This window comes from Arthrobacter sp. ATA002, from assembly GCF_026898095.1.
In the GTDB taxonomy this organism is placed as follows: domain Bacteria; phylum Actinomycetota; class Actinomycetes; order Actinomycetales; family Micrococcaceae; genus Arthrobacter_B.
The window spans coordinates 847,004-868,783 of sequence record NZ_CP114015.1; the positions used below are offsets into that span (position 1 = coordinate 847,004).

The window sequence follows — 21,780 nt, forward strand, 5'->3', positions numbered from 1 at the left end:
ACGGTATTCGCGATGCCCCTGCAAAGGGGTGGAAAAGAGGACAACCATGGTTAAGAAGTTCGTGTTTCTCGCCGGAATGGGCGTTGGCTACCTGGTCGGCTCGAAGGGCGGCCGTGAAAAGCTGATGGAACTCTGGAAGGACCCCAAGGTCCAGGAAACCGTGTCCCACGGCACCGAGTGGGCTAAAGAGAAGGCTCCTGGCCTGCAGGAAAAGGTGACGGAAGTTGCCTCTACGGCCAAGGACAAGGTCTCGCACTCGTCCACATCGGGCAAGCCGGCCTCCGGATCGGGGTCATCGGATTCCACGCCGGCCGAGGCAAGCGGCACCGGCTCGACCGGATCCACCGCCAACGGCAGCTTCACCTCCGGCGGCCAGCACACCATGACGCCGGCCGAAGTGCAGCCTGAACCGAAGCAGTAACCCCGGCGCACAAAGAACAGCAGTCCCGAAGGGAGCGTTCCACGGAACGCTCCCTTCGGCGCGTCCGAAGCGGGTTCTAAGCCGTGGGCGAAGAACCTGCGGCAGGGAAATTCTTTTGACCCTCCGTTCGTTCTCCCGGGCAGGGACGTTAGGCGGAGTAAGTACCGATCAAGTACCGGCGATTCGGCCCGCGGCGAATATGTCCCGAATGTTGCTGCGGGAAGCGGGGGGCGTGCAGTCCATCCGTTACGATCGAGGCCGGATCCCAAGAACTAGCTGAAAATGGAGTGTGAGTTAAGGCAGATGGCAACAGACTACGACGCACCGCGCAAGACCGAGGACGACGGAGCATCGACCGCCTCGCTGGAGGAACTGCAGGCACAGCGCAGTGTGACCCCGTCGGCGACGGCGGTGGATGTCGATGAAACCGATGCCGCCGAGAACTTTGAGCTTCCCGGTGCCGACCTCTCGGGCGAGGAACTGCTGGTCCGGGTAGTGCCTGCGCAGGACGACGAATTCACCTGCGCCTCCTGTTTCCTGGTCCGCCACCGTTCCCAGGTGGCCCTGGAAAAGAACGGCCAGAAGTACTGCGTGGACTGCGAAGGCTAAGGGCCGGGGTCTCCCCGGCTGCCGCCGTCGTGCGGCACCGGCTGCCGCCGTCGTGCGGCACCGGCGGGGCGCCGGCCCGCACGACGGCGGCGCCCGGGTACCCCCGGGTGGCAGCCCGGGTTTAAATGCCGTTAGACTGGTGCATTCGTAGGGGAGTATCCACCACACTGTTATCCGTCAACACGTTCGGCACCGAAGCCGCAGCCGGAAACAGCGGGCACCCGTTCACAGGGCCGCCGGAGAGACCTATGGTTCTTTGACGTACCCTACGAAAGCGGAGTTCCATGACTGTTTCCCCTTAATTTGGGGAGTGACGATTGTCGTCATTCTGGGCCTACTGGCCTTTGATTACTTCTTCCACATCCGCAAGGCACACATTCCCACGCTGAAGGAAGCTGCCATCTGGTCCAGCATCTACGTGGGGCTGGCCGTCATTTTCGGCGTCCTGGTGCTGGTCTTCGGCGGTGCCACCGCCGGTGCGGAGTATTTTGCCGGCTACATCACGGAAAAGGCCCTTTCCGTTGACAACCTGTTTGTCTTCCTGATCATCATGGCGAGCTTCCGGGTTCCCCGCGAGGACCAGCAGAAGGTGCTGCTCTTCGGCATCGTGTTTGCCCTGATCGCCCGCACCGGGTTCATTTTCCTGGGTGCGGCACTGATCAACTCCTTCTCCTGGATCTTCTACCTCTTCGGCCTGATCCTGCTGATCACTGCCGGCAACCTGCTGAAGCCCGAGAACAGCGAGAAGGACGAAGCGAACAACTTCATCATCCGCTTCGCCAAGCGCGTGCTGCCCACCACCGACCACTACGACGGCGACAAGCTGATCACGGTGGAGAACGGCAAAAAGTCCTCACGCCCATGCTGCTGGTCATGGTGGCCATTGGCGGAACCGACATCCTCTTTGCCCTGGACTCCATCCCGGCCATCTTCGGCCTGACCCAGAGCACCTTTATTGTCTTCACCGCCACGGCGTTCTCCCTGATGGGCCTGCGCCAGCTCTACTTCCTGATCGATGGGCTGCTGGACCGCCTGATCTACCTCTCGTACGGCCTGGCCACCATTCTCGCCTTCATCGGCGTGAAACTGGTGCTGCACGCCCTGCATGAAAACACACTGCCGTTCATCAACAACGGTGAGCACGTGCTGGTCGTCGAAATCGGTACCGGCCTGTCCCTGAGCGTGATCATCGGCATCCTGGCGGTCACCATCATCGCTTCGCTGGTCAGCCCCGCAGGCAAGGCGCAGACGGCCGTCAACAATGCCCGCCGCCACGCCAACGCCTATCTCGACCTGACCTACACCTCGGACGAGGGCGAGCGCGAGCGCATCTACACGGCTCTGTGCGAGGAAGAGCAGCAGATCGGCACCATGGACAAGAAGTACCGTGACAAGGTCAAGGACATCGAGGACATCCGCGCCGAGGTGGCCCGCGCCCACGAAGCACACGCGAAGTACATCAGGTCCTAGCAGCGGCGTACGCGCCCGGCAGTCCCCGGACGGCCGGGCGCGTGCCTACCGGTACTACGGGCGCGCGCACCTACCGGTACTACGGGTACCGCGGTCCTTACGAGGCACCGCCGGCAGAAGCAGTACGGCCGGCGGTGCCTTTTTGCATGCCCGGGCGGTCCGCGGTTTGGCTCGGCCGGACCGGCGCGCGGCTTGCCAGCCCCAGCCCCAGACCGGCCAGCAGCGCACCCAGGCCGCCGGCGGCCAGATCGCCCATGGTGTCCTGGTATCCCACGTTGATGCTCTCATCCACGAACGCGTTGCCCCACCACTCGCCCAGCTCCCAGAGCACGCTGACGGCCAGCCCCAGGGCAAGGACCAGGATGGGCACGGTGATCCGCTGGACGGCACCCGGCACGGAAACCGGCGACGGAACGGCGTTGAGCCGGGCCAGCAGGAGATAAGCCATGACGGCAATGACACCGGTGGCAGCGAAATGCACGGGGAGGTCCCACCAGCCCACGCGTGCATACAGATCCAGGACGCTGCTCCAGGCAGCCGTCAGCAGGGTGAGGCCGTAGATACCGTCAAACCGCCGGGAAATTTCCAGGCTTCGGGAGATCAGTGTGCCCATCAGGACCAGCAGGAAAAGGGCAACGTCCACCGGGCCGTACCAAAGAAAAGCTGCCGCAAGGCTGAACAGGCAAAGAAGCCTCACTGCATCTGCGAAGAACTCTCCGGCACCGGCCGGGCGGCGGAGGAGGGCGTCGATCATGGATTCACGGTAGCGCAGCACTCCATCCTGTGGGAGGGCGGCGGTTCCTGCGGCACCGGCCGGGAGAGCGGGCCGCGGCCGTGCGGCTAGACTTCCTCCATGTCCGCCGCCCTGCCCACAGTCAGCGTTGTCATCCCCTGCCTGAACGACGCAGCGGCCCTCGAAGCGTGCCTGTCCTCCCTGACCCGGCAGTCGTTGCAGCCCGCGGAAATCGTGGTGGTGGATAACAACAGCACCGATTCCAGTGCTGCCGTTGCCCGCCGGTTCGGTGCCCGTGTCATCACCGAGCCGGTGCCCGGCATTCCGGCCGCAGCGGCCGCGGGGTACGACGCCGCGGGAGGGGACATCATCGCCCGGTGCGACGCCGACTGTATTCTGCCGGCGGAATGGATTCAGCGCATAGCGGAAAGCTTCGCCGCGGATCCCGCACTCGGAGCCCTCTCCGGGCCGGGGTCATTTTACGGGTTCCCCCGGCCATGGGGTGCCGTGCTCAGCGTGTTCTACCTCGGGTCCTACTATCTTGCGATGGGGCTGGCACTGGGGCACCTGCCGCTGTTCGGCTCAAACCTGGCGATGCGGGCCCCGGTGTGGCGCGAGATCCGCCCCCAGGTGCACCGGGCGGATAAGGAAATGCACGACGACGTGTGCCTGAGCCTGCATCTGGGCCAGCAGTACGTGTGCCGGTTCGAGCGCACGCTCGTAGTGGGCATGGCTCCGCGGGCCGTCATCGGCGCGGCCAACCTTGCCCGCCGTTTCCGCCGCGCTTTCCATACGCTGCTGGCACACTGGCCGGCCGAGGCCCCCTGGGTCCGCTGGCCGCGCCGGTACGCTCCGGCAGCTAAAGCCGGCCGCGGCTAGGCGGACTCCCCGGCGGCGGGAGCGCCTGCCGTGAAAATTTCCGGGTACAGCAGCGGCAGCTGCAGCACCAGCCAGGGGCTGAAGGCCCACGGGGACAGGCGAACGGATTCGGCCAGGGCCAGCGGATCCACCCACTGCCAGTCCATCACTTCGTCGGCTGCCGGCACCGGGTCGGTATCAGTGACTGCGGTGTAGACCGGGCATATTTCATGCTCCACGATTCCCGAGGCATCCACTGCCCGGTAGCGAAAATCGGGCAGCTTCAGGGTCAGCTGGTCCGGCCGCAGGGTAAGCCCCAGCTCCCGGTCCGCGCGGCGGAGCACCGCGTTTTCGGTGGCTTCCCCGGGACCGGGATGCCCGCAGAACGAGTTGGTCCAAACGCCGGGCCAGGTCAGTTTTTCCAGGGCCCGCCGCGTCACCAGCAGTTCGCCGGACCGGTTATAGACGTGAGTGGAGAACGCCAAATGCAGAGGCGTGTCAACCGTATGGACAGTGGCTTTTTCCTGCGTTCCGACGGGGGCGCCGTCCGGATCCACGAGAACGACCAGTTCCGGGCGTTGCGTCATTTCTCCTCCGTATCTTCTCCGTGTTTACTTTACCTATGGAGACTGAACCCCTGCTCGACCCAGCCATCGGCCAAGAGCAGGTGGAGGGTGTCCTGACGAGCTTTTTGAGCGGGGCAAGTTTCGTGCCGCCAAGCTCAGCCCCAGCTACCTTAGCCTTTGGGAGACGCTCGAATCGTCCACGGCCGGAGGTAAGCGGGTCCGTCCGGGTATTTTGATGACGGCCTACCAGCACCTGGGCGGCACCAATATTGCCGCAGCGGCGCGGGTCGGCGCCGCCTTTGAGCTGCTGCACACAGCCCTGATCATCCACGACGATGTCATTGACCTGGATTTTGTCCGGCGCGGCCATGACAACGTGTCCGGAACCTACCGCTCCCTGGCGGAGAGGGCGGGGCAGACGGCAGAAGCGGCACGCCACCGCGGCATGTCGGCCGGGATCATCGCCGGTGACCTGGCGCTGACGGGCGCCTTCCGCATGCTGGACACGGTGGATACCGATTCCGCTACCCGGCAGCGCCTGGCCGCGATCCTCGACGACGCGGTGTTTGCCTCCGCCGCCGGCGAGCTGATCGACGTCGACTTCTCCTTCTCGCCCGGAGCCCCGCCGGTGCCGGAAATCCTGGAGATGGAACGGTTGAAAACCGCCGTGTACTCCTTCGAAGCCCCGCTGCAGGCAGGGGCCGTCCTCGCCGGGGCGAACGACGACGTCGTCGCCGCCCTGGGCGACTTTGGCCGGGACACGGGCATCGCCTACCAGCTGGTGGACGACCTCCTGGGAGTTTTCGGCAAGGAAAGCGCCACCGGCAAATCGAACCTCAGCGACCTCCGCGAGGGCAAGCGGACCGTGCTGATCTCGCACGCAGCACAGAAGCCGTGCTGGGCAGAGCTCTCGCACCTGATCGGCTGCCCGGACCTCACCCCGGAGGAAGCGGACCGGGCCCGGGAGCTGCTGATCCGCTGCGGCGCCCGCGATTATGCCCGGGCCCTCGCCGAGGACCATGCCGCACGGGCCCGCACCCGGCTGGACTGCCCGGCCGTCCCGCCGTCGCTGCGCCTGGTGCTGGAACGCATCGTGGCCGGCGCCGTGAACCGGGGCCGGTAGGGAATGGCCCGCGAAACAGGGTTGGAACTCTATAACAGGGTGGCGGTGGAAACGGCGTCGGGAGTCATCCGTTCCTACTCCACTTCCTTTGGACTCGCATCCCGGCTGCTGCCGCCCCGCACGCGGCTGCAAATCGGCACCATTTATGCGCTGGTGCGGCTCGCCGACGAAATCGTCGACGGAGTAGCCGCGGCCGCAGGCCTCCCGCCGGCCGACATCGGCGGAATGCTGGATGCGCTGGAAACCGACACCCGGCAGGCCCTGCGCACCGGCTACAGCGTGAACCTGGTGGTCCATGCCTTCGCCCTGACCGCCCGGGCCACGGGCATCACCGAGGACCTGACGACGCCGTTTTTCCGTTCCATGCGCGCCGACCTGAAGCGCACGGAACACACCCAGACTACTTTTGACGACTACGTCTACGGGTCCGCCGAGGTCATTGGACTCATGTGCCTGCTGTGTTTCCTGGACGGGGTGTCCGTCAGCACGGACCGGGCGAAGCGGCTTCGGGAAGGCGCCCAGCGGCTCGGGGCCGCGTTTCAAAAGGTCAATTTCCTGCGGGATCTGGCCGACGACTTCGACACCCTGGGCCGCAGCTACTTTCCCGGCGTGACCGTGGGCGCGTTTTCCGAGGCGGACAAACACCGGCTGCTCGATGACGTCGACGCCGACCTGCTGGTGTCCGGCTCCGCCATCGCCGAACTTCCGCCCGCAGCCCGCCCCGCCGTCGCACTGGCCCAGGAGCTGTTCGCCGAGCTGTCCCGCCGCCTGCGGGCCACTCCGGCGGTGGAGCTGCGCAGTACCCGGGTCCGGGTGCCCAATCCCATCAAGCTGCGCATCGCCGGGCAGATCCTTGCCACCCGGGGCCTTCGCCGGGCGCCGCACAGTACCTACGCCGGAAGGCAGCCATGACCCGCAGGATAGAACCGGCCCCGCGCACCGCCGTCGTCATCGGCGGCGGAATCACCGGCCTGGCCACCGCAGCCCTGCTGGCCCGGGAAGGCCTGGAAGTCACCGTGCTGGAGAAGCAGCCGGTCACCGGGGGCCGCGCCGGGACCTGGCAAAGCGCCGGCTTCAGTTTCGACACCGGACCCTCCTGGTACCTGATGCCCGAAGTCTTTGACCATTTCTTCCGGCTGCTGGGCACCTCCGCCGCCGAACAGCTGGACCTGGTCCGGCTGGATCCGGGCTACCGGGTCATTTTCGAAGGAAACGCCGGGCCGGTGGATATCGCCGCCACCCGTGACGGGAACGTGAAACTCTTTGAAAGCCTCGAGGCCGGCGCCGGAGCGAAGCTGGAGAAGTACCTGGATTCCGCCGTCGAGGTCTACGACATGGCCAAGAAGCGCTTCCTCTACTCCACCTTCGCGTCCTTCCTGCCCCTGCTGCGGCCCGATGTGCTGCGGCGCGGACCCCGGCTGGCCCAGCTGCTGCTGCAGCCGCTGAGCTCATTCGTGGCGCAGCGGTTCACTGATCCCCGCATCCGGCAGATCCTGGGTTATCCGGCGGTCTTCCTCGGCTCCTCGCCGTTCACCACCCCGAGCATGTACCACCTGATGAGCCGGCTGGATCTGGCCGACGGCGTGCTCTATCCCATGGGCGGCTTCACCAGGCTGATTTCCGTCATTGCTGACCTGGCCGCCGCGGAGGGCGTCACGATCCGCACCGGCGCCACCGTCACCCGGATCCGCACCACGGAACCGGATCCGGGGCAGCGCCGCCGGAAACTGCCCCGCGGCAGGCGCCGGGTGCGCGCCACCGGCGTCGAGTACACCGATGCCGCCGGCCAGCTGCTGAGCCTGGACGCCGACCTGGTCGTTTCCGCGGCCGACCTGCACCACACCGAAACCACGCTGCTCCCGCGGGAGCTGCAGACATATCCGGACAGCTACTGGAAGCACCGCGTTCCCGGCCCCGGCGGACTGCTGCTGCATCTGGGTGTTCGGGGTGAACTGCCGTCCCTGGCGCATCACACACTGCTTTTCACCTCGGATTGGAAAGAGAACTTCAGCAAAATCTTCGGCCGGGAAACATCGGTTCCGGATCCGGCGTCGCTGTACGTGTGCCGTCCCAGCGCGACCGACCCCGGGGCTGCCCCCGAGGGCTGCGAGAACCTGTTTGTCCTGGTGCCGGTGCCCTCGGACCCGTCGCTGGGTTCCGGCGGCATGGACGGCGCCGGGGATCCCGGGATCGAGGCGATGGCTGACGCCGTGATAGCGCAGATTTCGGCCTGGGCCGGGATCCCCGACCTCGCCGACCGGATCACCGTCCGCAAAACCGTCGGCCCGCAGGATTTCGTGCAGGACCTGAACTCCTGGCGCGGTACGCTGCTCGGCCCCGCGCACGTCCTGAAACAGAGTGCCTTTTTCCGCGGTACCAACGCCAGCCGCCGGGTGGACGGCCTGCTCTATGCCGGCGGCTCCACCCTGCCCGGCATTGGGCTGCCCATGTGCCTGATCAGCGCCGAACTGGTACTCAAAAGGCTCCGCGGAGACACGAGCACCGAGGAGCTTCCGGTACCGGGTCCGAAGGCCGGGCACCCCGTGGGGGCCGGGCCTGATGGGCGCTGTCTATCTGCTGCTGCTGCTGGCGTCGATCGGATGCATGGCGCTGCTGGATCACCGGTTCAAGCTGTTCTTTTTCGCCGACGCCCGGCGGGCGGCGCTGGTCACGGGGATCGGCCTGGTGTTTTTCCTGCTCTGGGATCTGGGCGGCATCGGCCTGGACATCTTTTACCGCGGGGAAACCCCGATCATGCTCGGCATTGTCCTGGCCCCGCACCTGCCCCTCGAAGAGGTCTTTTTCCTGGCCTTCCTGTGCTACCTGACCATGGTGCTGTTCGGCCTGGTATCAATGGTGCTGCGCCGGTCCGCGCGGCGCCGTCCCGGACGGCAGCAGGTGAAGCGGTGACGTACTGGGCGCTGAACGCCGTGTTCCTGCTTCCGGCCGCGGCTGTGCTGGTCTTTGCGCTGCTGCGCGGACGCCGCGCGGACGGAGGATCCGGATCGGCGGGTACCGGAAAAGGTGTCCCGGCCGCACTGGGAATCACCGCCGTCGTCCTGCTGCTCCTCACCGCCGTTTTTGACAACCTGATGATCGCTGCCGGGTTGTTCGGCTACAACCCGGAGCGGATCTCCGGGGCCTTCATCGGCCGGGCCCCGCTCGAGGACTTTGCCTATGCCCTGGCCGCAGTGCTGCTGCTGCCGGCGCTCTGGATGCTGCTGGGAAAGAAACCGGACACTCCAGCGGCGCCGTCCGCCGCCGACCCTGGGGAGAACCAGTGAGCACATCCACCCGGACTCCGGGCTCCACGCTGCGGATGCTGCTGGTCTCGTCCCGGCCGCTGTCCTGGGTCAACACCGCCTATCCGTTTGCAGCGGCTTACCTGATCACCACCGGCGGGATCGACCTGGCCTGGGTGCTGGGAACGCTGTACTTCCTGATTCCCTACAACCTGGCGATGTACGGCATCAACGACGTTTTCGACTATGAGTCGGATCTGCACAATCCCCGCAAGGGAGGCGTGGAGGGCGCCGTCCTGGACCGCGGGTTCCACCGCATCACGCTCTGGGCGGCACTGGCCACCAACGTACCGTTCCTGATCGCGCTGGTGTTTTTGGGCAGCCCGCTGTCCTGGCTGGTACTCGCGGTCAGCGTGTTCGCCGTGGTGGCCTACAGTGCTCCGGGGCTCCGCTTAAGGAACGCCCGTTCCTGGACTCCCTGACCTCCAGCACGCACTTTGTATCCCCGGCCGTTTACGGACTGGTCCTGGCCGGGGCAGTCTTCACCCCGGGGCTGTGGGCAGTCCTGGGGGCGTTCTTCCTCTGGGGCGTGGCCAGCCAGGCCTTCGGCGCCGTGCAGGATGTGGTGCCGGACCGGGAGGGCGGCATTTCCTCGATTGCCACCGTGCTGGGGGCCCGGGCCGTGGTCCGGTTCGCCGCCGGAGCGTACCTTGCGGGCGGGCTGCTGATGCTGCTGACGCCGTGGCCGGCCGTGCTGGGCGGGCTGCTGGCCGTGCCGTACATTCTCAACCTGCTGCCGTTTTGGTGGATTACCGATGCTGACTCGGACCAGGCCAACGCCGGCTGGAAACGGTTCCTGAAGCTGAACTTCCTCACCGGATTCCTCGTGACCATGCTCATCATTTGGTACTGGCCCAACCGCTAGCGGAGCACCGGCCCTGACGGCCGAACGCCGTCGTCCTTGGAGCCGGCGCGGCTGACCGCCCTCATTTCCCTCCGCAGAATGTAGGATCCAACGCGGCAGAACCTCCCATTGAAGACACAAAAGCGGCCGGCCCCCGAAGGGACCGGCCGCTGCTGCTTTTACCGGTTAGCCGAACTGCCGGAGACCGGTGTCGGCTGAGGCGCCGAAGTTACTCGGCAACGCCTACGAACTCAGCCTTTTCGATCGGCGTGGTGTCGCCGGCCGCAAGGTTCAGGCGCAGCTTCTCGCCCAGGGTCGCGTCGACGTTGGTCCAGTACTGGATCGCGGCTTCGCGGATGTGCGGGCGCTGCACGCCGGAGACGGCGCCGGTGATCGTTTCGAGGAAACGCTCCTTGGCTGCGTCGTCAAACACCTCGCGGTACAGCGTTCCGGCCTGGCCGAAGTCGCTGTCCTCGGAGTGCAGGGTGGCGGCGGCGCGCACCAGCATGCCGTCGCTCTCCCAGGAACCCTCGCCCGCACGTGCGGCGTCGGCTACGGGGCCGCCCAGGGTGTTGGGCGCGTAGACCGGGGTCTCGGGGGAGTTGAAGAAGTGACGCTGCGCGCCGTCCTGCGAGTAGTTGTTGACCGGAGCCTTCGGTGCGTTCACCGGCAGCTGGTTGTAGTTGGCGCCGATGCGGTACCGCTGTGCATCCGGGTAGGAGAAGATGCGGGCCATCAGCATCTTGTCCGGGCTGGCGTCAATGCCGGGGACCAGGTTCGCGGGGGACAGGGCCACCTGCTCGATCTGGGCGAAGAAGTTCTCCGGGTTGCGGTTCAGGGTGTGGGTGCCCACCTTGATCAGCGGGTAGTCCGCGTGCGGCCAGACCTTGGTCAGGTCGAACGGGTTGAACCGGTAGGTCTTGGCGTCTTCGTACGGCATGACCTGCACGTGCAGGTCCCAGGACGGGAAGTTGCCTTCGGCGATGGCCTCGTACAGGTCGCGGCGGTAGTAGTCGGCGTCAGCGCCGGCAATCTTCTCGGCCTCGGCACCGTTGATCTCGGAGTTGCCCTGGTTGGACGTGAAGTGGTACTTCACCCAGAAACGCTCGCCGGCGGCGTTGATCCACTGGTAGGTGTGCGAGCCGAAGCCGGGCATTTCACGCCACGACGTCGGGATGCCGCGGTCACCCATCAGGTACGTGACCTGGTGTGCGGACTCGGGGGAGTTGGTCCAGAAATCCCACTGCATGTCGGCGTCGCGCAGGCCGGAGCCCGGGAGGCGCTTCTGCGAGTGGATGAAGTCCGGGAACTTGATGCCGTCGCGGATGAAGAACACCGGGGTGTTGTTGCCGACGATGTCGTAGTTGCCCTCGGAGGTGTAGAAACGCAGCGCGAAGCCGCGAACGTCGCGCCAGGTGTCGGGAGAGCCCTGCTCGCCGGCCACCGAGGAGAAGCGCTGGACGGTTTCCGTCACGGTGCCCGGCTGGAAGACAGCGGCGCGCGTGTACTTGGAAACGTCTTCCGTGACGACGAACTCACCGAATGCTCCGCCGCCCTTGGCGTGCACGATGCGCTCCGGGATGCGCTCCCGGTTGAACTGGGCCAGCTTCTCGACCAGGTAACGGTCGTGCAGGGCAATTGCCCCGTTGGCGCCGGCGCTCAGTGACTGGTCGTCACTGCCGACCGGGGTGCCGGTCTGGGTGGTGGTGAAGTTCGACATGCTCTCTCTTTCAATAAGGGGTGGTGCGGTGACGTCAGGAAGCTTGTGCGGCGCAGTCGGCGCAGAGCCCGCGGTACAGCACATCCGCGATTTGGATGGTCATACCGTGGGTGTTCTCCGGCGTCAGACAGGGCGCATGCCCCACGGCGCAGTCAACGTCCTCGATCCGTCCGCATCCGGTGCAGATCGCGTGGTGATGGTTGTCATCCACGCGCGTCTCGTATCTGGCCGGGGAATGCGGCGGCTCGATCTTCCGCAGCAGGCCAATGTCGGTCAGGTCTGTGAGGACCACATAGACCGACTGCAGGCTGATGCCGGGAAGCTCGCTGCGTACTGCGGCGGCGACGTCGTCGGCCACAGCATGCGGCAGGTGCTCGACGGCCGTGAGGACCGCCAGCCGCTGCTTCGTGACCCGACGGCCGTTGGCACGCAGCGCTCCGGTCCACCTTTCGGTGGCCGCGGTGGGGGCTGCTGTCGATGTCATGCACACCAGCTAACCACTAATTATGAATAATTCATAATAAGACCCGGATGGCACACTGGAGGGAGACGGACAACATGACGGGGAGATCCAGTGGCAGGCATCAAGACCCAGGCGCACCAGCAGCGCGTGAGGGTTCGCGAATACGACGTCGATATCCGCACCTACGGCTCCGGGGCCGCCCGGGTGGTGCTGGTGCACGGCATCGGGGCGTCGGGACGCTACTACTCCCGCCTGGTGGAGGAGCTGGCAAAGACGTCCACCGTGCATACGGTGGAAATGCCGGGTTTCGGGTCGACCCCAACGCCGGACAGCGGCCTGGATATGGCCGACTTTGCAGCTGTCACCTGTGATGCCCTGCGTGCTGCAGGCATCGGTCCCGCCCAGTGGGTGGGGCACTCGATGGGCTGCCAGGTGGTGACGGAAATGGCGCTGATGGCTCCGGAACTGGTCACCTCCGTGGTGCTGCTGGGGCCCACCATCAACCGCGGCGAGCGCAATGCCGTGCTGCAGGGCTTCCGGCTGGCGCAGGACTGCCTGCGCGAGCCCCCGGCGATCAACTGGATCCTGCTCACCGACTACCTGCGGGCCGGTCCGCGCTGGTACCTGCGCACCATGCCCAAGATGGTGCGGCACCGGCTCGAGGAGCGCATCGGCAAGGTTCAGGCTCCGGTGACTCTGGTCCGCGGCGAACGGGATCCGATTGTGCCCGCCGGCTGGCTGCAGGAGCTGGCAGCCGCGCGGCCCGGTTCCGCCGCGGTGGAGCTTCCCGGGCAGCCGCATGTGTGCATGTTCACCGAGCCCGCGCAGACCGCTGCGCTGCTGCGGGAAGCGGCGACTTCCCGGCCGTGACATTCGCGCATTTGACATTCGCGCATCTGCGCCGCCGGCTGACCCAGGCCCGTGCCTGGGCGGCCGACTACGCCTACGTGGGCTACTGGCAGGTGCACGGGTTCCTCTTCCGCAGGGATCCCTCCGCCTATTTGGCGCCCTCCAACGCTCCGGACGCTCCGGACGTCCCGCGCCGGCCTGTTGTGCTGGTGCCCGGTGTCTATGAGACCTGGCAGTTCCTGCGGCCGCTGGCAGAGGCGCTTTCCGCCCGGGGGTATCCGGTGCACACGGTGGCGCCGCTGGGCTACAACCGCGGCCGGGTCGACCGCATGGCACTGCTGGTCCAGCAGTATCTGGTGGAAAAGGACCTCAGCGGAGCCGTGGTGGTGGCGCACAGCAAGGGCGGGCTGATCGGCAAGCAGCTGATGCTGCTGCCCGAAGGCGGCCGGCGCGTGGAGCACATGATTGCCGTCAATACTCCGTTTTCCGGCTCCGTTTACGCGAACTTCTTCATCCTGCCGTCCGTCCGGGCCTTCGCGCCCCGCAACAAGTTCCTGCGCCGGCTGCAGGAAAGCCGGGACGTGAATGCGCGCATCACCTCGGTGTACAGCAGCTTCGATCCGCACATCCCCGGCGGTAGTAATCTGCCCGGTGCCCGCAATATCCAGCTCGAGACGATGGGGCATTTCCGTCCCATCGGTGATCCGCGGCTGCTGGCCGTGCTGGAGCAGGAACTCGAGCGGGAGCCTTAGGAAGCCCCGCGGGCCAGCGCCTGTTCGACGGCGGCCTCCGCTCCGCCGGTCCACGGCTCCCCGTGGCCGGTCAGCAGGACGGGCGCGTTGGTCTTTGCGAGCAGGTCCAGGGACTGCAGGGCCTCCGGGCTGTCCGCGGTGGCGGCGCCGGAGACGATCTGCGGTCCCTTGGTCCCGGTATAGGGATTGAGCGTTACCAGCGAATCGCCGCAGATCAGCACGTCCCGGTCCGGATAATGCAGGGCCACGTGGCCCGCGGTGTGCCCCGGCGTGTGGATAATCTGCGGGCTGCCGGGAAGGGCTGCGCCGGACTCGCGGCCGAGGCTGTGCACATCGGTCACGCCGCGGACATTCAGCGCGCCGGCCAGGGTCATCGCGCCCAGATAGGGGATCGCTTTGGGGTAGCGGACCGGATACAGGAACCGGTTGTTTTCATGTTCATACCGGTAGGGATGGGCGGCGATGTAGCGGTCGTCGTCGTGCACCAGGATCGGGGTGCGGAACTCCTGCCGGATTCGGGCGGCACTGCCCACATGGTCAAAGTGGGCATGCGTCAGGACCAGTGCGGTGACCGAACCGGGGCCGTAGCCCAGCTCCCGGACGGCCCGGGACAGCTCCGGCCACATACCGGGCAGGCCGGCATCGATGATAGCCAGGCCGTTGTCATCCTCCACCAGATAAGTATTGACGTAGGCATGTTCAATGCGGTGGATTCCGTCTGCGACGTTCCGGATAAACACGGTGACCTCCTCGGCAGCTGGGACAGTACTGCCTCCATCCTAAGCATGCTGTCTATCTGCGTGCCGGGCGCGGGCCGGGCCGGCGGACGGAAGCTCCGCCGCTCCGGCTTAGACTTCTCGGGTGCCCAGACTCCTCGCCGACCTCACACCCTGCGCGAAAGCCCGGAATTCCGCCGGCTGTGGACCGGAACCGCGCTCTCCGCCGTCGGGACCCAGCTGACGCTGCTGGCCGTGAGCCTGGAGGTGTATTCGCTGACCGAATCCACCTTCTACGTGGGCCTGCTGGGATTGGTGGGGCTGGTGCCGCTGGTGGTGGCGGGCCTCTACGGCGGCTCCATCGTGGACGCCTATGACCGCCGCAAGGTGGCCCTTTCTCGTCGATCCTCCTGTGGCTGTCCACGATCGGCATTGCCGCCCAGGCGTGGGCTGGCCTGGGCAACATTTGGGTGCTCTACGCTCTGGTTGCGGTGAACGCCGGTGCCAGCGGCCTGAACCACCCGGCCCGCAGCGCCATTATTCCGCGCCTGGTCCGTCCCGAGCTGCTGCCGGCGGCTAACGCCCTGAGCATGATCACCTTTGGGCTGGCCATGACCGCCGGTCCATTGCTGGCCGGTGTCCTGGTGGCTCAGGTGGGCTACGGATGGACGTATACGATCGACGTCGTCACCTTCACCGCTGCGATGTGGGCGGTGTACCGGCTGCCTCCGATGCCGCCCGAGGGGGAGGTGCAGAAGGCCGGCCTGAAATCCGTTCTCGAAGGATTCCGTTTCCTCGCCACCCGTCCGAACATCCGCATGACCTTCCTCGTGGACCTCGCGGCGATGGTGATGGCCCAGCCGCGGGCCCTGCTTCCCGCCGTCGGCGCCCTGCTGCTGGGCGGGGGAGCCACCACTGTGGGAGTACTGCTGGCAGCCACCGCCGTGGGCGCCTTTCTCGCCGGACTCTTTTCCGGACCACTGGGCACCGTGCGCCGGCAGGGGCTGGCCGTGTTGTGGTCAGTGACTGCCTGGGGCCTCTCGGTGTCCGCCTTCGGTGTGGTGGTGGTGATGGCCGGGCAGAACGACGGCGCTGAGCCCACGGTCTGGCTGATCCCGGCCGCCGTCGCCATGGCATGTGCGGGCATTGCCGATTCGGTCAGCGGAGTCTTTCGCTCCACTATCCTGCAGTCCGCGACGCCGGACGCCATGCGCGGGCGGCTGCAGGGCGTGTTCGTGGTGGTGGTCGCCGGCGGGCCGCGCCTCGGGGACCTGGTGGCCGGCGTCGACGCCTCCTTCCTCGGCGAAGGCTGGGCCGCGGTTATCGGCGGCGTGGTATGCATTGCGCTGGTGGGAGTCCTGGCCCGCCGGCAGCCGCAGTTCGCCCGCTATGACGCCCGCCATCCCGAGCCGTAGGATCTGGTTGCAGGGGCGTCCACCGCCGCGGTTTCCGGCGCCGGAGACCGCTTTCAGGCCCCGAACCGTGCGGAACAAGCCGGTCGGGTAAAGCGTTGAAATCGGTGGATAGACTGACGTTTCGCGGATCCGGTCATCTCCGGGATGCCACTTCCGGGCTCCGGTGCAGATCCGCTCAGGAAGGAACCCCACGTGCATCAACACTTCAACGGTTTGAAGACCGCCGCGCTGTTCGGAGTCCTCTTCGCCGTACTGCTGGGCATCGGCGCCCTGCTCTCCAGCGGAACCGGAAGCTCCGCCTTCATCTGGATCTTCCTGTTCATCGGACTGGCCACCACGGCGTACAGCTACTGGAACAGCGACAAGCTGGCGATCCGCGCCATGCGCGCGGTACCGGTCACCGAACAGCAGGCTCCGGAGATGTACCGCATCGTCCGGGAGCTCTCCGCCCGTGCCAATCAGCCCATGCCGCGGCTTTACATTTCGCCCACCATGGCTCCCAATGCCTTCGCCACCGGCCGCAACCCGCAGAACGCTGCCGTGTGCTGCACGCAGGGAATCCTGGCCCTGTTGAATGAGCGAGAACTGCGCGGGGTTCTCGGGCACGAACTCATGCACGTCTACAACCGGGACATCCTCACTTCTTCGGTGGCGGCCGCCATCGCCGGCGTGATTACCTCGCTGGGCCAGTTCCTGCTCTTCTTCGGCGGCGGCGACCGCCGCAACGCCAACCCGCTGGCCACGATCGCCATGGCCATCCTGGCGCCGTTTGCCGCATCGCTGATCCAGATGGCGATTGGCCGGACCCGGGAATACGACGCTGACGAAGACGGCGCCAAGCTCACCGACGATCCGCTGGCGCTCGCCTCCGCCTTGCGGAAGCTGGAGACCGGTACCCAGCGCGCACCGCTGCCCGACACCGACCAGAAGCTGGCGAACGCAGCGCACCTGATGATCGCGAACCCGTTCCGCAACGGCGTCCGCGGCCTGCTGGCGACCCATCCGCCGATGGCCGACCGCATCCGCCGGCTGGAAAACATGGCCGGGCGTCCGCTCGGATCCTGACACCGGTGCTTCCGTCCCCGGCCGGTACCGCCGCCGGCTGGCGGACGGAAGGTAGGCTCGGAGCCATGCGCCTCATCCTCATCCGCCACGGACAGACTCCCTCCAACGAGCACCATTTCCTCGACACCGATGTCCCCGGCCCGGGGTTGACGGAGCTGGGCCTTGCCCAGGCCGCTGCCCTGCCGGACGCCCTGGGGCATGAGCCCATTGACGGCATCTTTGCCTCCAACCTGGTCCGCACCCAGCTCACCGCCGCACCCTTGGCCGCTGCGCTGGAGCTCCCGGTCAGCATCCGCGACGGGCTGCGGGAAATCTCCGCGGGCGAGCTGGAAATGCGCAACGACCGCGACGCCGTCACCGCCTACCTCAAGACCGTCTACAGCTGGGTCAAGGGAGACCTGGGCGTGTACATGCCCGGTGGGCCGGACGGCCACGAAACGTTTGCGCGGTTTGATGCCGTTATCGATGAATTACACGCAGCCGGGTTGAAAAGCCCGGTGGTGGTCAGCCACGGTGCGATGATCCGCGCGTGGTGCACGGCACGGGCCGAAAACGTGGAACCGGACTTCATTGTGGAGAATGCGCTGAGCAACACCGGTATGGCGGTCATGGAATCAGTGCCCGCGGGCGACGGCGGCACACCCGGCTCCTGGAACCTTCTCACCTGGATGGGCGAGGCGGTGGGCGGCCGGGCGCTGCGTGACTATGGCGAGGACGGCCCCGCCGGCGAGGACGTGAAGCTCTGAAGGTCCCGCGTCCTGTCCTACCGGGGATTTGCCCGCTGGTAGCTGGTGCAGGTCTGAGAGAATTCGCGGAGTGTCGACGAGTCTCCGAGCTTGGCCGGCTGAATGACCGAAGCCACGACAACTTCGGGGGACTGGTGGTGGGCGATTATGGCAGGAAGGGTCGGATATTTCTCCAGTTCGGTGACCGCGTCGGCGGTCCGCTGCCGGTCTCCGGTGTCCTCGGCGTTAATGAACTCGCCCATCCAGGCGCACAGCCAGTATTCCGAGACTGCAACGTCATGGACCCCCTCCTCAATCATGGCGTCCCGGGGAAGGGAATCGGTGGCGAAGTTTTCATCGGACCAGACAACGCCGTCCGGCAATTCTTCCGGGAACCGTTCCCGGGCCGCCAGGACCGCTGCCGGGATTTCGTCCACCCCCATGAAAGAAGACGTTGGTACCGGTAGGGAGCCTGTGGCCGGCACCCCGGCGGTTTCGGTGCCCTCGATGACGGCGAAATCCGTTGCCCCAGCACCCGGTTCTGCCCGCCCCTGCTGAGCCGGCGGTGCGGCGCACCCCGCCGCGGCAGCTGCGGCGGCGGTAAGGAGGCCTACCGCTGAAACACGGCTGCGAGCTTTCATGGTTCTCCATTCCCGGTGCAGGCCCGGTGGCCGCCCTTAGCTGAAGTGTAACCACGGGCACAACATCGCAACGACGACGGCGCCGCACCCCGCCAGGGGGAGCGGCGCCGTCGTCGTTCTGCTGCTGCCCGAAGGCAGCTCAAGTCGCAGAAACCCTAGCGGTAGTTGATGAACTGCAGGTCCACGTCCAGGTCGGCGCCCTTGAGCAGGGCCATGGTGGCCTGCAGGTCGTCGCGGGATTTGGAGGTTACGCGCAGCTCGTCGCCCTGGATCCGGGAGTTCACGCCCTTGGGGCCTTCGTCGCGGATGATCTTGTTGATCTTCTTCGCCTGGTCCTGGGCGATGCCTTCCTTCATGGAGGCCTCGATCCGGTATTCCTTGCCGGAGGCGAACGGCTCGCCGGCGTCGAGGGACTTCAGCGAAATGCCGCGCTTGACCAGCTTGGACTGCAGGACGTCGAGGACAGCCTTGACGCGTTCCTCGGAGTTGGCCTTCATGAGGATGTTCTCTCCGCTGAAGTCCACTTCGGCGCCGACACCCTTGAAGTCGTAGCGCTGGGCCAGCTCCTTCTGCGCCTGGTTCAGGGCGTTGGCGACTTCCTGTTTGTCGATCTTGCTCACAACATCAAATGATGACTCGCTGGCCATGTGTGCTCCTTGCAGTAGTTTTTTCTCCTGCGTCCAGCCTAGTAGCTCTGGGCATCCGTGGCAGCCTTCACAGGCTGCACTCAGGGTATGCCGGGACTTGTCCCATTTTTCCGGCCACAGTAGCGGGGTGAGCAACACAGAAAAGCCCTTGGCAGTATCCCGCCACCGGCGCACCCATCTCGGCAAACTGCGCATAGCTGCGGCAGGATCGGTCCTGGCCGCGGTCTCCATCACGGGAGTGGGGGCCGCGGCAGCTCCGGCCTCCGCCGCGGACCTGCGGTCCTTTCTGGCACCGCTGGACCGGCCGGGCGAAGCTGCCGGCAGCCTCGCGGGCACGGGGAGGACACCGAAGCCTCCGGCGAAGGACGGCTGCTGGGAATCCGTGAAGATTTGGCGAACGCCGTCGCCTGGGGATCCGTGACCCAGCAGCAGGCCGACCGGTTCTACGCCCAGATGCAGTCCCGGATTGCCCGCGGACTGTAGCCCGGGCCGGCATCGGCGGCCCGGGAACGCCGGTTCCCGCAGCCGATTCGTATCTTGGGCAAAAGTTCTGTAAAGTTGTTTAGGCCGCAGTCGCTTGCGGCAGTCTTCCTCACCGAAGATGTTCGGCAGATTACCCGAGCGGCCAAAGGGGGCTGACTGTAAATCAGCTGGCAACGCCTTCACTGGTTCGAATCCAGTATCTGCCACCGAACGGGGAAAACCCGCTCCGCCAGAAAATTGGCCGGGGCGGGTTTTTTCTTGCCCGCGGACGTCTTGACCGGGGCCTTCACCGCTGAGCGAACATATAGAGACATCTCCACCGGCGCCGGATAGCGTGGAGGGATGGCAACTATCGACATCACCGAGGCAACGTTCCCCGAGACCATTGAGGAAAACGACATTGTGTTCGTGGACTTCTGGGCGGACTGGTGCGGCCCGTGCAAGCAGTTCGCGCCGGTGTACGACGCCGTTTCCCAGCAGCACGAGGACATCACCTTCGCGAAGGTGGACACCGAAGCAGAGCAGGGACTGGCAGCTGCCGCGGGCATCACCTCCATCCCCACGCTGATGGCTTTCCGCGAGAAGGTCCTGGTCTTTTCCCAGCCCGGCGCGCTCAACGCCTCCCAGTTCAGCGAACTGGTGGAAGCGGTCAAGGGCTTGGACATGAAGGGCGTCCACGAGCAGATCGCCGCCCAGGAAAACGGACAGGCCGCTGCCGGTTCAGACGGACAGGCAAGCTAAGTCAACCTTCCGCCCATGGATGTTCGTCCGCTCCTGCGGACGTGAAAGCCGTGCAGAGCCCCACCGGGCCTGCACGGCTTTTTTATGTTCTCCTGCACCCTGTTCCCGGCTCCCCCGGCAGCGGTAGTGTCGTACCCACCTTGGACGGAGCCGGTGCCCGCCGGCCATACCGGCGGGCACCGGCCGCCCGTGAGGCTCACAGTCAAAGACGATTAGAGCGAGGCGAAAACCCATGAGCGGAAACCGCGGAGTTGCCTACATCGAGCCCGGTGTGGTGGAAGTGCAGGACATCGACTATCCCACGTTTGAACTGCGGGACGGGCCCGGGGTCAATCCGGCCAACATAGGCCGCAAAGTACCCCACGGCGCCATCCTGAAAGTTGTCACCACCAACATCTGCGGGTCGGACCAGCACATGGTCCGAGGCCGCACCACGGCCCGCCCAACCTGATCCTCGGACACGAGATCACCGGGGAAATCGTGGAAACTGGTCCGGACGTCGAGTTCCTCTCGGTTGGAGACCTGGTTTCGGTGCCCTTCAATATTTCCTGCGGGCGCTGCCGGAACTGCAAGGAGCGGAAAACCGGAATCTGTTTGAACGTCAACCCGGACCGTCCCGGAAGCGCATACGGGTACGTTGACATGGGTGGCTGGGTAGGCGGGCAGGCCGAGTACGTCCTGGTTCCGTATGCGGACTGGAACCTGCTGCGGTTCCCGGATAAAGACCAGGCGATGGAGAAAATCCTGGACCTGACGATGCTCTCGGATATCTTCCCCACCGGCTACCACGGCGCCGTCACGGCAGGAACACGCGTGGGGTCCACGGTCTACATTGCCGGTGCCGGCCCGGTAGGGCTGGCCGCCGCCGCCAGCGCCCAGCTGCTGGGCGCCGCCGTCGTTATCGTGGGTGACCTCAACGGGGAGCGGCTGGCCCAGGCGCGCAGCTTTGGCTGCGAAACGGTGGACGTGTCCAAGGGGGATCCCAGGGATCAGATCGAACAGCTCCTGGGCGTGCCCGAGGTGGACTGCGCAGTGGACGCCGTCGGCTTCGAAGCGCGGGGACACGGGGACGGATCTGCGACGGAAGCACCCGCGACAGTGCTCAACTCCCTCATGGACATTACCGCGGCCGGCGGTGCGCTCGGCATCCCGGGCCTGTACGTCACCGGTGATCCCGGCGGCATTGACGAGGCAGCCAAGGTGGGCTCGCTGTCCCTGAACCTCGGGGCGGGCTGGGCGAAGTCGCTCGCCTTCACCACCGGACAGTGTCCGGTCATGAAGTACAACCGGGACCTGATGATGGCCATCCTGCATGACAGGGTGCAGATCGCCAAGGCCGTGAACGCGACGACCATCAGCCTGGACCAGGCACCGGAGTCCTACCGCGAGTTCGATTCCGGGGTGGCCCGGAAGTACGTCATTGACCCGCACGGGATGGTGCGCGCGTAGGGGAGGGCCGGCACGGCTGGACCGGGCCGGTTAATCAACTGAAGCACACGCTGGCCAACTGCAGCACAGCCCAAGGGCCGGAACCGTACGGTTTCGGCCCTTGGCGTGCGCCCCGCGACGTGGTGTCTTCCGCTGCTTCCGGGCCGGGACGTACAGTCGAATGGCCGGGATTTCCCGCCGTATCCGGG

The 21,780-nt window shown here is 66.1% G+C and carries 20 protein-coding genes, 1 tRNA gene and 5 pseudogenes; 19 read left to right on the top strand and 7 right to left on the bottom strand.

The window, feature by feature from the left end; translation table 11 throughout:
- Positions 1-46 precede the first annotated feature (46 nt).
- The 3 genes and pseudogenes from OL239_RS04285 to OL239_RS04295 all read left to right on the top strand — a co-directional run bounded on the left by OL239_RS04285 (position 47) and on the right by OL239_RS04295 (position 2,500).
- Positions 47-421, top strand: a complete 375-nt coding sequence (locus OL239_RS04285; protein WP_268910877.1) for a YtxH domain-containing protein — start codon at positions 47-49, stop codon at positions 419-421.
- 303 nt (positions 422-724) lie between these two features.
- Complete coding sequence (locus tag OL239_RS04290; protein WP_268910878.1) at positions 725-1,030, top strand: DUF4193 domain-containing protein; 306 nt, start codon at positions 725-727, stop codon at positions 1,028-1,030.
- 256 nt (positions 1,031-1,286) lie between these two features.
- A pseudogene (locus OL239_RS04295) lies at positions 1,287-2,500 on the top strand (TerC family protein).
- Positions 2,501-2,597: 97 nt separating this feature from the next.
- Here the strand turns inward: OL239_RS04295 and OL239_RS04300 are convergent.
- A complete protein-coding gene (locus tag OL239_RS04300; RefSeq protein ID WP_268910879.1) occupies positions 2,598-3,275 on the bottom strand; it encodes a hypothetical protein in 678 nt (225 codons plus the stop codon).
- A gap of 78 nt (positions 3,276-3,353) precedes the next feature.
- On the opposite strand from OL239_RS04300, the gene OL239_RS04305 reads away from it, so the two are divergent.
- Complete coding sequence (locus OL239_RS04305; protein WP_268910880.1) at positions 3,354-4,112, top strand: glycosyltransferase family A protein; 759 nt, start codon at positions 3,354-3,356, stop codon at positions 4,110-4,112.
- Here OL239_RS04305 and idi read toward each other — a convergent pair.
- Positions 4,109-4,678 carry an isopentenyl-diphosphate Delta-isomerase gene (idi, locus tag OL239_RS04310; protein WP_268910881.1) on the bottom strand — a complete coding sequence of 190 codons (570 nt, stop codon included), beginning with the start codon at positions 4,676-4,678 and terminating at the stop codon, positions 4,109-4,111. The two genes, OL239_RS04305 and idi, sit on opposite strands and share 4 nt — an antisense overlap.
- A 214-nt stretch (positions 4,679-4,892) precedes the next feature.
- Between idi and OL239_RS04315 the strand changes: the two genes are divergently transcribed.
- The 6 genes and pseudogenes from OL239_RS04315 (at position 4,893) to OL239_RS04340 (ending at position 9,947) form a co-directional block, all read left to right on the top strand.
- Positions 4,893-5,780: a polyprenyl synthetase family protein gene (locus tag OL239_RS04315; RefSeq protein ID WP_268910882.1), complete on the top strand. Its 888-nt coding sequence runs from the start codon at positions 4,893-4,895 to the stop codon at positions 5,778-5,780.
- A gap of 3 nt (positions 5,781-5,783) precedes the next feature.
- On the top strand, positions 5,784-6,692 hold the full coding sequence (locus tag OL239_RS04320) for a phytoene/squalene synthase family protein (RefSeq protein ID WP_268910883.1): 909 nt from the start codon (positions 5,784-5,786) through the stop codon (positions 6,690-6,692).
- A pseudogene (gene crtI, locus OL239_RS04325) lies at positions 6,689-8,308 on the top strand (phytoene desaturase family protein); the annotation flags it as partial. The gene OL239_RS04320 and the pseudogene crtI, both read left to right, overlap by 4 nt.
- A 76-nt stretch (positions 8,309-8,384) precedes the next feature.
- Positions 8,385-8,690 carry a lycopene cyclase domain-containing protein gene (locus tag OL239_RS04330; protein WP_329609396.1) on the top strand — a complete coding sequence of 102 codons (306 nt, stop codon included), beginning with the start codon at positions 8,385-8,387 and terminating at the stop codon, positions 8,688-8,690.
- Entirely contained in the window at positions 8,687-9,064 is a 378-nt protein-coding gene (locus OL239_RS04335; RefSeq protein ID WP_268911657.1) for a lycopene cyclase domain-containing protein, read from the top strand. Before OL239_RS04330 ends, OL239_RS04335 begins: the two co-directional genes overlap by 4 nt.
- Before the next feature lie 35 nt (positions 9,065-9,099).
- Positions 9,100-9,947, top strand: a pseudogene (locus OL239_RS04340) (prenyltransferase).
- A gap of 208 nt (positions 9,948-10,155) precedes the next feature.
- On the opposite strand, the gene OL239_RS04345 reads toward OL239_RS04340, so the two are convergent.
- Positions 10,156-11,646, bottom strand: a complete 1,491-nt coding sequence (locus OL239_RS04345) for a catalase (RefSeq protein WP_268910884.1) — start codon at positions 11,644-11,646, stop codon at positions 10,156-10,158.
- A 34-nt stretch (positions 11,647-11,680) separates the two neighbouring features.
- Positions 11,681-12,130, bottom strand: a complete 450-nt coding sequence (locus OL239_RS04350; RefSeq protein WP_268910885.1) for a Fur family transcriptional regulator — start codon at positions 12,128-12,130, stop codon at positions 11,681-11,683.
- A 90-nt stretch (positions 12,131-12,220) separates the two neighbouring features.
- Here OL239_RS04350 and OL239_RS04355 point away from each other — a divergent pair, with 90 nt between their 5' ends.
- Both OL239_RS04355 and OL239_RS04360 read left to right on the top strand, forming a co-directional pair.
- A complete protein-coding gene (locus tag OL239_RS04355; RefSeq protein WP_268910886.1) occupies positions 12,221-12,979 on the top strand; it encodes an alpha/beta fold hydrolase in 759 nt (252 codons plus the stop codon).
- Positions 12,976-13,710, top strand: a complete 735-nt coding sequence (locus OL239_RS04360; RefSeq protein ID WP_268910887.1) for an esterase/lipase family protein — start codon at positions 12,976-12,978, stop codon at positions 13,708-13,710. The genes OL239_RS04355 and OL239_RS04360 overlap by 4 nt, the downstream gene beginning before the upstream one ends.
- Here the strand turns inward: OL239_RS04360 and OL239_RS04365 are convergent.
- Entirely contained in the window at positions 13,707-14,450 is a 744-nt protein-coding gene (locus tag OL239_RS04365) for an MBL fold metallo-hydrolase (RefSeq protein ID WP_268910888.1), read from the bottom strand. The two genes, OL239_RS04360 and OL239_RS04365, sit on opposite strands and share 4 nt — an antisense overlap.
- A 121-nt stretch (positions 14,451-14,571) precedes the next feature.
- Here OL239_RS04365 and OL239_RS04370 point away from each other — a divergent pair.
- The 3 genes and pseudogenes from OL239_RS04370 to OL239_RS04380 all read left to right on the top strand — a co-directional run bounded on the left by OL239_RS04370 (position 14,572) and on the right by OL239_RS04380 (position 17,652).
- A pseudogene (locus OL239_RS04370) lies at positions 14,572-15,841 on the top strand (MFS transporter).
- A 192-nt stretch (positions 15,842-16,033) separates the two neighbouring features.
- Positions 16,034-16,906, top strand: coding sequence for a zinc metalloprotease HtpX (htpX, locus tag OL239_RS04375; RefSeq protein ID WP_268910889.1), 873 nt, complete (start codon positions 16,034-16,036; stop codon positions 16,904-16,906).
- A 65-nt stretch (positions 16,907-16,971) separates the two neighbouring features.
- A complete protein-coding gene (locus OL239_RS04380) occupies positions 16,972-17,652 on the top strand; it encodes a histidine phosphatase family protein (protein ID WP_268910890.1) in 681 nt (226 codons plus the stop codon).
- Between the two features lie 17 nt (positions 17,653-17,669).
- Here OL239_RS04380 and OL239_RS04385 read toward each other — a convergent pair whose 3' ends face one another.
- Together OL239_RS04385 and OL239_RS04390 are read right to left on the bottom strand one after the other, a co-directional pair.
- Complete coding sequence (locus tag OL239_RS04385; protein WP_268910891.1) at positions 17,670-18,074, bottom strand: hypothetical protein; 405 nt, start codon at positions 18,072-18,074, stop codon at positions 17,670-17,672.
- 353 nt (positions 18,075-18,427) lie between these two features.
- Positions 18,428-18,919: a YajQ family cyclic di-GMP-binding protein gene (locus tag OL239_RS04390; protein WP_268910892.1), complete on the bottom strand. Its 492-nt coding sequence runs from the start codon at positions 18,917-18,919 to the stop codon at positions 18,428-18,430.
- A gap of 148 nt (positions 18,920-19,067) precedes the next feature.
- Between OL239_RS04390 and OL239_RS04395 the strand changes: the two genes are divergently transcribed.
- From OL239_RS04395 to fdhA, 4 genes and pseudogenes are all read left to right on the top strand, one after another.
- Positions 19,068-19,340, top strand: coding sequence for a hypothetical protein (locus tag OL239_RS04395; RefSeq protein WP_268910893.1), 273 nt, complete (start codon positions 19,068-19,070; stop codon positions 19,338-19,340).
- Positions 19,341-19,526: 186 nt separating this feature from the next.
- Positions 19,527-19,608 (top strand) — tRNA-Tyr (locus OL239_RS04400).
- Positions 19,609-19,744: 136 nt separating this feature from the next.
- On the top strand, positions 19,745-20,143 hold the full coding sequence (gene trxA / locus OL239_RS04405; RefSeq protein WP_152219900.1) for a thioredoxin: 399 nt from the start codon (positions 19,745-19,747) through the stop codon (positions 20,141-20,143).
- Positions 20,144-20,375: 232 nt separating this feature from the next.
- Positions 20,376-21,592: pseudogene (gene fdhA, locus OL239_RS04410) on the top strand (formaldehyde dehydrogenase, glutathione-independent).
- The last annotated feature ends 188 nt before the right edge of the window (positions 21,593-21,780 follow it).